Here is an 8,693-nt window from a genome sequence, read left to right as displayed (position 1 = left end):
CAAGCCAGAACTCGAGACGCCCTGCGGGGCTTGCTTGAGCCGTGTGCCGCGACGAGTGGCACGCACGGTTCTGAGGGGGCCCCGGCGCTGCAAGGCGCCGGGGCTACCCGACCGCGACATCCGCATGATCAAACTGCGGCAGAAAGTCTCCGGCTGCCTACGCACCCTCACCGGAGCCAGACAGTTCTGCGCGATCCGCAGCTACCTGTCCACCGCCACCAAACACGGCATCCCCCAGTTCCCCGCCCTCGTCCAACTCGCCGAGGGCCGCCCCTGGATGCCCACAACCACCTAACCAAAGATCAAAGCGGTACCTGACCAGTTACCCGTGCGCTACCGTACTTCGCTCCGGCTCTTCCGCAACTCTGCCAGCGCTTCAGTGGCCGCATTCTCGGTATCGTGGAGGACACCGAAAACGGCTACCAGAAATACCTGGCAGGCGGGAAGCCACCATGTCCGGTCGTTTCGGTGGCTCGAAGCCCGCTGAAGCTCCCCGAGGACTACCTTGTCGGGCAGTCGGTAGTCTTCTCCGCGGAATCGCTGCTGCGCGCCCACGGGAACATCCTGGACGGCGGCGAGACGTGTGTCATCGGCTACGGTAAGATCGGCCGCAGCGTCGCGAACACCCTCCGGGTGAAGTCGGTGCGCACGACGGTGTTCGAGACCGATCCCGTTCGGGCGGTCGAAGCGATGTCGCACGGGTTCGCGGTGAGCAGGTCGAAATCCGAAGCGCTGGCGCGGGCGAACATCGTCGTGTGCGCGACGGGCAGCCGGGCCCTGACCGGCGACGACTTCAGTGCGCTCCGGTCGGGGTCCTACCTGGCGTCGGTCACCTCGTCCGACGATGAGCTCGACCTCGAAACGGTGATGCGCTCCTACCAGCAACGCCGACTCGGCCCCCATGTGACACGGCTGTCGAGGACCGGTCACTACTTCTACCTCCTCAATGACGGTAACGCCGTCAACTTCGTCCACGGTGCCGCTGTCGGTCCTTTCATCTACCTCGTTCAGGGCGAGATTCTGGCTGCACTGGCGATGCTGGCCTCGGGCCGGCTGGCGGAACCGGGTCTGCACCAGGTCCCCCATCGGGTCCGTGAGAGCATCGCGCGGGCATGGCTCCGCACCTTCAACGACGAGTGAGGATCCTCGGTGAACGAACACGTCCTGGCCGCGGTTCGGCAGTATCTCGATGTCCACCCCGAGGAACGCGGCGGGCTCGAACCCCTGCTCGACCTCGCTGCGGGCACGGCGCCGGTCGCGTCTCGCCGCACCGTCCCGGGACACGTCACCTGCGGTGCGATTGCCGTGGGAGAGCACCGGCGAGTGCTCCAGATCCGACACAGGAGTCTCGATCGCTGGCTGCTGCCGGGGGGACACGTCGAAGCCGACGACCGCACGTTGCAGGATGCCGCTGTCCGGGAGCTCTCCGAGGAGACCGGGATCCCCGCGTCGGCCGTCAGTCCCATGACGGGGTACCCGATCGACATCGACGCGCACGACATCCCCGAAAACCCCGCGAAGGGTGAACCCGCCCACACCCACTACGACTTTCGCTTTCTCCTGGAAACGAAGACCCCGGGTCCGGGCGGTCACATTGATCTCCAGCTGGAAGAAGTGACCGCCCACCGCTGGGTTCCGGCATCGGAACTCACTGGACGGCTCCGCGACAAGGTCACAGCCGTTCTCCACGACGCGTGACAGACGGCTAACCGCTTCGAGGCTGACCAGGGACACCGCCGGCGAGAGGACCCGCCGCCGGCGATGCAACCAGCCGGCGACAAGGCCGGGCGGGACTGGAGCACATCCCGACCGCCCGCCAGGCTCTCCCCGACCGTCGTCCACTGAGGCGGATAGGACCTGTCGCCCACGCTCGACCAACGACCGGCAACGGTGCCGGCGACCGGGACCGGCCCGGACTGGTAGCCACACCCCCCGGCTGCCGGTTCGGGGCTCTCTGCATTGCGGGACCGCCGCACTCCACGGGAAGTGGATCTCACCTGGCCCTCGGCCGGCCGGCTGTACTTCCACACCGCCCGCGACCCGGTGCCCCCCCGTGACCGGGAACGGCCCGCTCGTCCCCGTACCCACCGGCGTCGGACTGTTCCCCGGCGAGGTGTTCTACGTCCCGCGCCGCTCGGTGGAACGCGACAGCGACCTGCGGCTGTGGTCGTACCACCCGGCCGGCGGCCACTTCGCCGCCTGCGAGCAACCCGACGCCTTCGTGGACGACCTCCATGACCGTCGACGGCGAGGACTGGGAGTTCATCCCCGACCCGCGCGGCACGATGCCCGGCATGCTGCGCAGGCGCCAACCCATCAGACGACGGCGGTCTCGAGGAGTTCCGCGAGTTCGCGCCCAACCGGGCTTCACGCCGTCGCGGTGCAGGCCACCGGGTCTACCACCCTCTTGACGCGCCAACAAACCTATCATAGCAATGATAGGACGGTTAGGAGGCCGGTCATGGAGCTGGGGATCGCCGGACACGTCGCGGTGGTGACGGGTGGTGGTCGGGGGCTCGGGGCGGGCATCTGTGCCGCGCTGGCCGCCGAGGGCGCCCACGTCGTGGTGCTCGATCAGGACCGGGAGTCGGCGGACACCCTCGCCGGCAGGCTCCGGGGCGACGGCCTGCGCGCCGAGGCGGCGGTGGCCGACGTCCGGGACGACGCCGAGATCCGCCGGATCATCGACGGCGTCGTCGAGCGCCACGGCTCCCTCGAGATCCTCGTCAACTGCGCCGGGCTGTCCCGCGACGCCCCGATCGCGTCGATGACCGACGAGGAGTGGCAGCTGGTCCTCGACGTCTGCCTCACCGGGCCGTTCCACGTCACGCGGGCGGCGGTACCGCACATGCTCGCCCGCGAGTACGGCCGGATCATCAACATCTCGTCGCGGGCCCGCCTCGGCGACCGCAACAAGTCCAACTACTCCGCCGCCAAGGCCGGGCTGGTCGGTTTCAGCTCCGCGCTCGCCCTGGAGCTCGCGTCGTCCGGCATCACCTCGAACGCCATCGCTCCCGGCTACATCGAGACCGAGCGCGTCCGCTCGCTGCGCTACTACGAGCAGCTGCACGCACGCGCCATGGAGCTGACGCCGACCGCGCGCTCCGGGCAGCTCGCCGACGTCTCCGACGCGGTGCTCTACCTCGCCGCCGCGCAGTCGGGCTTCATCACCGGCGAGGTTCTGACGGTCGCGGGCGGCCGGCTGCGATGAGCGCACCGCGGCCACGCTCCGACCGATCCCAGCAGCGGGGAAGGATGCCATGACCATCACCATCACCTCCCTGGACGCCGAGTTCGGCGTCGACATCACCGGCGTGGACCTGGAGAAGGCCGCCTACGACCACGGCTTCCTCGTCCAGCTGCGCGCGGCCCTCGACGAGCACCGCGCCGTCCGCCTGCGCGACCAGCGGATCTCACCGAAGACGCTGACCACCGTCACCGAGTACTTCGGCCCGCTGCTGGACATCCGCCGGGCCGGTGGGAACGCCCTGCACATCCCGGGCCACCCGATGATCAAGGTCATCTCGAACGAGAACGACCCCGAGACGGGCCGCGCGCTCGGCGACGGCAACAACTCCGCCCAGGTCTGGCACACCGACAGCACCACCTGGGAGGTGCCACCGAGCCACATCGCCTTCTACTGCCGGCGCGCCCCCACCCCGGCGCCCGCGACCCGTTTCCTCGACATGATCAAGGTGTACGCGTCGCTGCCGGAGGCGACGAAGGAGCGCATCCGCACGCTGCGGGTCATGCACCACATGTTCCCCCGCCAGATCGAGGTCGACATCGCCCGCAACGCGCCGTCGCGCCCGGTCGAGGACCGCCGGGTCGGGCGCATCCACCCGCTGGTCCGCCGCCACCTGCCGACGAACCTGCCGATCCTCTACCTGCCGGTGCGCCGCGACAGCCTCGTCGTCGGCTGGACCGAGAAGGACAGCCGGGCGCTGCTCGACGAGCTGTGGGACCACACCGAGGCGAGCCCGCACCGGATCAGCGTGCCGCTGGAGCCCGACGACGTCGTCATCTGGGACAACGCGGCCCTCGCGCACAGCCGCGACGGCTGGCCGGACAGTGAGGGGCGCACGATGTGGCACGTCTCCGCCGAGGGCGAGGTTCCGACCCCCCGCTACGGCGAGCGGGCACCGAACCCGATCGGGCTCAGCCGAGAGGAGGAGCGGGCCGCCATCGCCCCGTTCATGCAGACCATCCCCGCCGTCGAGAGCACGCCCGTGGGATCCGCGGCGGCCGCCGGATGAGCGAGGCGAACGGGAACGACACGACCGGCACACGCGGCACGACCGGGACGACCGGCGCCATGAGCGCCGTGGACGCGCCGGTGCGGATCTGGCACCAGTCGATGGCGACGCTCGCCGAGTTCGGCCCCTACCAGGACCTGCTCGCGACGCACATCGCGGCGGTGGCACCTGCCGGTGTCACCGTCGACGTGCACGGGATCTCGGCGACGTCGTACGGCGGGCGGGCGCCCGCGCACGTGCTGCGCTACCCCTACCTCAGGCAGGTGATCCAGACCCAGGCGATCGACCTGTGCCGGCAGGCGCAGGCCGAGGGCTACGACGCCGTGGCGCTGGCCACCTTCGGTGATCCCTACCTGCGGGAATGCCGCTCGATGGTCGACATCCCCATCGCGTCGATGCCGGAGAGCGCGCTCGCCGTCGCCGGGACGCTGGCCGGGCGCGCCGCGCTGATCAGCCTGGGGCCCGGCGGCGTCGGGCGGCTGCGCGAGCTCGTCGACGGGTTCGGCGTGTCGTCCCGGGTCAGCGGCATCCATCCGCTGAACCCGCCGGTCGCCGAGGACATCCTGGTGCGGCTGATGTCCGAGCCGACGCTCGGCGCGTTCGCCGAGAGCCTGGAGGCGGTGGGGCGCGAGGCGGCCGCCGCCGGCGCCGAGATCCTGATCCCCGCCGAGGGCGCCCTCAACGAGCTGCTGTGGTCACGGCGCGTCACGACACTCGCGGGGCTGCCCGTCCTGGATGGGCTCGGCGTGACCCTGGCGTACACCACCATGCTGGTCCACCTGCGCCGCGCGGGCGGGCTGGGTACCAGCCGGGTGTCCACCTACGCGACACCGCCCGCGGACTGGGTGGCCGAGATCGAGAACGCCGTCGGCGAGGCACGGGGAGGCACACGTTGACGTCCTCCCCCGCGTGAACGCGGGAGATTCCAACTCCTACACACCCACCATGGGAGGTGCGCGGTGTTGAGGTTCACGGTTCGCGGGCACCGGCAACCCGGCGCCTCCCCGCGCAGTCACGGCCCGTCCGGCCGCGATATTACATGCCGCGTTCACGTCAGCGTTGGCCGTGTGCCCGCAGGCCGCACACCGGAATACCGCTTGGCTCTCGCGGTTCCCGGGTGCCACATGCCCGCAGGCCGAACAACGCTGAGACGTGAAGGCGGCCGGGATCTTCTCAACCCGGCCGGAGGCTTTCTGCTCCAGGCGCTGAACCAGCAATCCCCAGCCGTTGGCGAGGATCCCCCGGTTCAGGCCGGCTTTCTGCCGCACGTTTCGGCCCGGGGCTTCGACGGTGCCACGGGCGGAGCGGGTCATGCCCCGGATGTTCAGGTCCTCGACGCGGATCAGGTCATAGCGTCGGGCGAGATCGGTGCTGGTTTTCTCCGCCCAGTCCTTCCGCCGGTCGGCCTCGCGGGCGCGGAGCAGGGCGATCTGTGCCTTCACCCGGCCGCGCCGGTTGCTGCCCCGCCGGGCCCGGGCGAGACGGCGTTGCAGCCGGCGGAGCCGGGCGGCCTCGGCCGGCCGCAGGCCGGGGCATCGCAGCAGCTCCCCGGTGGACAGCGCGGCGGATATCTTTACGCCGCGGTCCATACCGACGATCTCGCCCGTACCCGGGGCTTCGACCGGGTTGGGTGCGACGGCGAACGCGACATGCCAGCGGCCCGCACGATCCCGCGTGATCCGATACGACTTGAAATCGGGTACGGGGCGCGACAGGCGGAACTTCACCCAGCCGACTTTCGGCACCCAGCACCGGGACCATTTCCGGCTCAGCTTCTCGACCTTCGCCATCCTGCCGACGATCTGGAAGCCTTCGGACTGGCCGTGCTTTCGGAAACCGGGCTTCCGGTGCGAACCGCCGAAGAAGTTCCGCAAGGCCTGATCGAAGTCGCGCAGCGCCTGCTGTTGCACGGTTTGCGAGCCGGCTCGCAGCCAGTCGAATTCCGCCCGCACTTCTGTGAGCTGCCGGCAGCGTTCCAGATGGTTCGGCGCCTTGCCCCGGTAGGGGCTCCACCATCCCTGCTGCTCGACCGCCAGATTCCACACGAAACGTGCATGCCCGCAATGCTCGGCCAGTCCGGCGATCTGTTCGACCGCCGGGTAGAGCCGGTAGCGGGACACGCTCCCATTTTACCGAAGGGATTCGCGCATGCGTTCCAGCATGAGGCACCGTTTCCTCCCCGGCCTGAAGGCCGTGGTATCCACGGTGAACACCCGATGAGCGGTGCGGACCATCGGGCGCGGCTGCGCGCCCTGCTCGACGCGCCGGGGGCGGCGATCGTGCCCGGCGCCCCGGACGCGCTGACCGCCCGGCTCGTCGAGCAGGCGGGGTTCCCCGCCGTCTACCTCAGCGGCGCGGGCTTCGCGAACGTGGAACTCGGCGTGCCCGACGTCGGCCTGGTCTCGCTCACCGAGATCGCCGAGCAGACGGAACGTATCCGCGAGGCCGTCGACATCCCGCTCGTCGTCGACGCCGACACCGGCTTCGGCGGCCCGCTGAACGTCCACCGCACGGTGAAGCTGCTCGAACGGCGCGGCGCGAGCGCCCTGCAGCTCGAGGACCAGGTGTTCCCCAAGCGCTGCGGTCACTTCGAGGGCAAGGAGGTGGTGTCCGCGGCGGACATGGTGGCGCGCCTGCACGCCGCCGTCGACGCCCGCACCGACGAGAACCTGATCATCATCGGCCGCACCGACGCCCGGGCCACCGACGGGCTGGACGAGGCGATCGAGCGGGCGCTGCGCTACAAGGAGGCCGGCGCCGACGTGCTGTTCGTCGAGGCGCCCCGCGATCGCGCGGAGATCGAGCGGGTCGCCCGGGAGCTGCCGGGCCCGCTGCTGCTCAACATCGTCGAGGGCGGCAGGACCCCGATGATCCCCGCCGACGAACTCGGGGCGCTCGGCTACTCGCTCGTGCTCTACGCCAACGCGGCGATGCGCGGGGCGATGCGCGGGGCGCAGCTCGTCCTCGCCTCGCTGCGCGAGCACGGCGAGTCCCGCCATGTCCTGGACGCGATGATCGGCTGGTCCGAGCGGCAGACGCTGGTGAACAAGCCGGCCTACGACGCCCTGGAGCAGCGTTACCGCGTCAGCCCCGATGCCAGCCCGGACGTCAGCCCCGACGTCACCCCCGACGGCGCGCGGCCGGAGGCCAGCCATGCTCTCTGACGACGAGAAGGCGCTGTTCCGCGAGACGGTGCGGGACTTCGCCGCCAAGGAGATCACCCCGATCGCGGAGAGGCTCGACCGCACCGACGCGTTCCCGCACGACCTGCACCGCTCGATGGCTGCGGGCGGCCTGGTGCAGCTCGCGGTCCCCAGCGAGTACGGCGGGCCCGGCGCGGGCATCACCGCTGTCTGCATCGCCCGCGAGGAGGTCGCGGCGGCGGGCTCGATGGCGATGGCGACGCTCGCCGGCCAGAACAACAACATGGTGATGCCGGTGCTCGGCTACGGCACCGAGGAGCAGAAGAACCGCCTGCTCCCCCAGCTCGCCGAGGGCGGCGTGAGCCTGCTCGCGTTCACCGAGCCCGAGGGCGGCTCCGACCCGCGGCGCATCACCACCACCGCGGTGCGCGACGGCGACGAGTGGGTCATCAACGGCGCGAAGTCATACATCACCTGGGGCAAGGTGGCCCGCTTCGCGATGATCGTCGCCCGCACGGGGGGCGTGCCGGGCGGGCGCGGGCTGTCGACGTTCGTCGTCGAGACCTCGGCGCCCGGGTTCGTCGAGGACCGGCACAACGTCAAGATGGGCCAGCGCGGGCTGCCCAACGTCGACCTGCGCCTGGTCGACCTGCGGGTGCCGCACGAGAACCTGCTCGGCGGCGAGGGGGGCGGGCTCGCCGCCTCGCTGCACGGGCTGCAGATCAACCGGCCGGCGATGGCGGCGATCGCGCTCGGCGGCGCCCGCGGCGCGCTCGACTACGCCATCCGGTTCGTCCGCGAGCGCGAGCAGGGCGGACGCGGCCTCGCCCGCCACCAGGGCCTGCGCTGGATGATCGCCGACGCGGCGACGAAGCTCGAGGCGGCCCGGCGGATGGTCTACGGCGCCGCCGAGCTCATCGACGCCGGCGCGCCCTCGGCGCAGGTCGTGCAGATGTCGTCGATGGCCAAGTACTTCGCCACCGAGGTCGCCGTCGAGGTCGTCTCGACGGCGGTGCAGCTGCTCGGCGGCGCGGGCTACCTCGCCGAGCATCCCGTCGAGCGCTTCCTGCGCGACGTGCGGGTGGCGACGATCTACGAGGGCACCAGCGAGATCCAGAAGAACACGATCGCCCGGGGCATCCTCGGCCGAGAGACCGAGGTCTGACGGTGACTACTCCGACGGCTGAAGCCGCCGGCTTCTCAGGCGACTTGCGCGGCCCGAAGGGCCAGCCCGGCCCTCAAGATGTTGACCGCCGCGTTCACGTCGGCGTGCGCGGCGTGCCCGCACCGCTGG

Annotated in this window: 8 protein-coding genes and 2 pseudogenes; 8 read left to right on the top strand and 2 right to left on the bottom strand. The window is 70.7% G+C overall.

Annotated features, from left to right (window positions below; translation table 11 throughout):
- Positions 1–109: 109 nt before the first annotated feature.
- From AC6EXY_RS32590 to AC6EXY_RS32580, 3 genes and pseudogenes are all read left to right on the top strand, one after another.
- A pseudogene (locus tag AC6EXY_RS32590) lies at positions 110–295 on the top strand (IS66 family transposase); the annotation flags it as partial.
- A gap of 104 nt (positions 296–399) precedes the next feature.
- Positions 400–1,140 (top strand): adenosylhomocysteinase, encoded by a 741-nt coding sequence (locus AC6EXY_RS32585; RefSeq protein ID WP_499818933.1) that lies wholly within the window; start codon positions 400–402, stop codon positions 1,138–1,140.
- Positions 1,141–1,149: 9 nt separating this feature from the next.
- The gene (locus AC6EXY_RS32580; protein WP_101832047.1) at positions 1,150–1,698 is read left to right on the top strand and encodes an NUDIX hydrolase; all 549 of its coding nucleotides are present in this window, start codon (positions 1,150–1,152) and stop codon (positions 1,696–1,698) included.
- Here AC6EXY_RS32580 and AC6EXY_RS32575 read toward each other — a convergent pair.
- Positions 1,590–2,363: pseudogene (locus AC6EXY_RS32575) on the bottom strand (hypothetical protein); the annotation flags it as partial. The gene AC6EXY_RS32580 and the pseudogene AC6EXY_RS32575 sit on opposite strands and share 109 nt — an antisense overlap.
- 98 nt (positions 2,364–2,461) lie before the next feature.
- On the opposite strand from AC6EXY_RS32575, the gene AC6EXY_RS32570 reads away from it, so the two are divergent.
- From AC6EXY_RS32570 to AC6EXY_RS32560, 3 genes are read left to right on the top strand one after another with little or no spacing between them, the layout of a single operon-like run.
- Positions 2,462–3,211 (top strand): SDR family NAD(P)-dependent oxidoreductase, encoded by a 750-nt coding sequence (locus tag AC6EXY_RS32570; RefSeq protein WP_101832048.1) that lies wholly within the window; start codon positions 2,462–2,464, stop codon positions 3,209–3,211.
- Between the two features lie 49 nt (positions 3,212–3,260).
- Positions 3,261–4,256, top strand: a complete 996-nt coding sequence (locus AC6EXY_RS32565; protein WP_101832049.1) for a TauD/TfdA dioxygenase family protein — start codon at positions 3,261–3,263, stop codon at positions 4,254–4,256.
- A gap of 59 nt (positions 4,257–4,315) precedes the next feature.
- Positions 4,316–5,152, top strand: a complete 837-nt coding sequence (locus AC6EXY_RS32560) for an aspartate/glutamate racemase family protein (protein WP_133150674.1) — start codon at positions 4,316–4,318, stop codon at positions 5,150–5,152.
- A gap of 36 nt (positions 5,153–5,188) precedes the next feature.
- Here the strand turns inward: AC6EXY_RS32560 and AC6EXY_RS32555 are convergent, their stop codons facing one another.
- Positions 5,189–6,376 carry an RNA-guided endonuclease InsQ/TnpB family protein gene (locus tag AC6EXY_RS32555; protein ID WP_499818934.1) on the bottom strand — a complete coding sequence of 396 codons (1,188 nt, stop codon included), beginning with the start codon at positions 6,374–6,376 and terminating at the stop codon, positions 5,189–5,191.
- Positions 6,377–6,472: 96 nt separating this feature from the next.
- On the opposite strand from AC6EXY_RS32555, the gene AC6EXY_RS32550 reads away from it, so the two are divergent.
- Both AC6EXY_RS32550 and AC6EXY_RS32545 read left to right on the top strand, forming a co-directional pair.
- A complete protein-coding gene (locus AC6EXY_RS32550) occupies positions 6,473–7,420 on the top strand; it encodes an isocitrate lyase/PEP mutase family protein (protein WP_101832052.1) in 948 nt (315 codons plus the stop codon).
- Positions 7,410–8,564: an acyl-CoA dehydrogenase family protein gene (locus AC6EXY_RS32545; protein WP_165818390.1), complete on the top strand. Its 1,155-nt coding sequence runs from the start codon at positions 7,410–7,412 to the stop codon at positions 8,562–8,564. The genes AC6EXY_RS32550 and AC6EXY_RS32545 overlap by 11 nt, the downstream gene beginning before the upstream one ends.
- Positions 8,565–8,693 lie beyond the last annotated feature (129 nt).

The organism is Frankia sp. RB5, from assembly GCF_059816245.1.
Note: the sequence above shows the minus strand (reverse complement) of the source record. Positions and strands in the feature narration are given on the sequence as shown.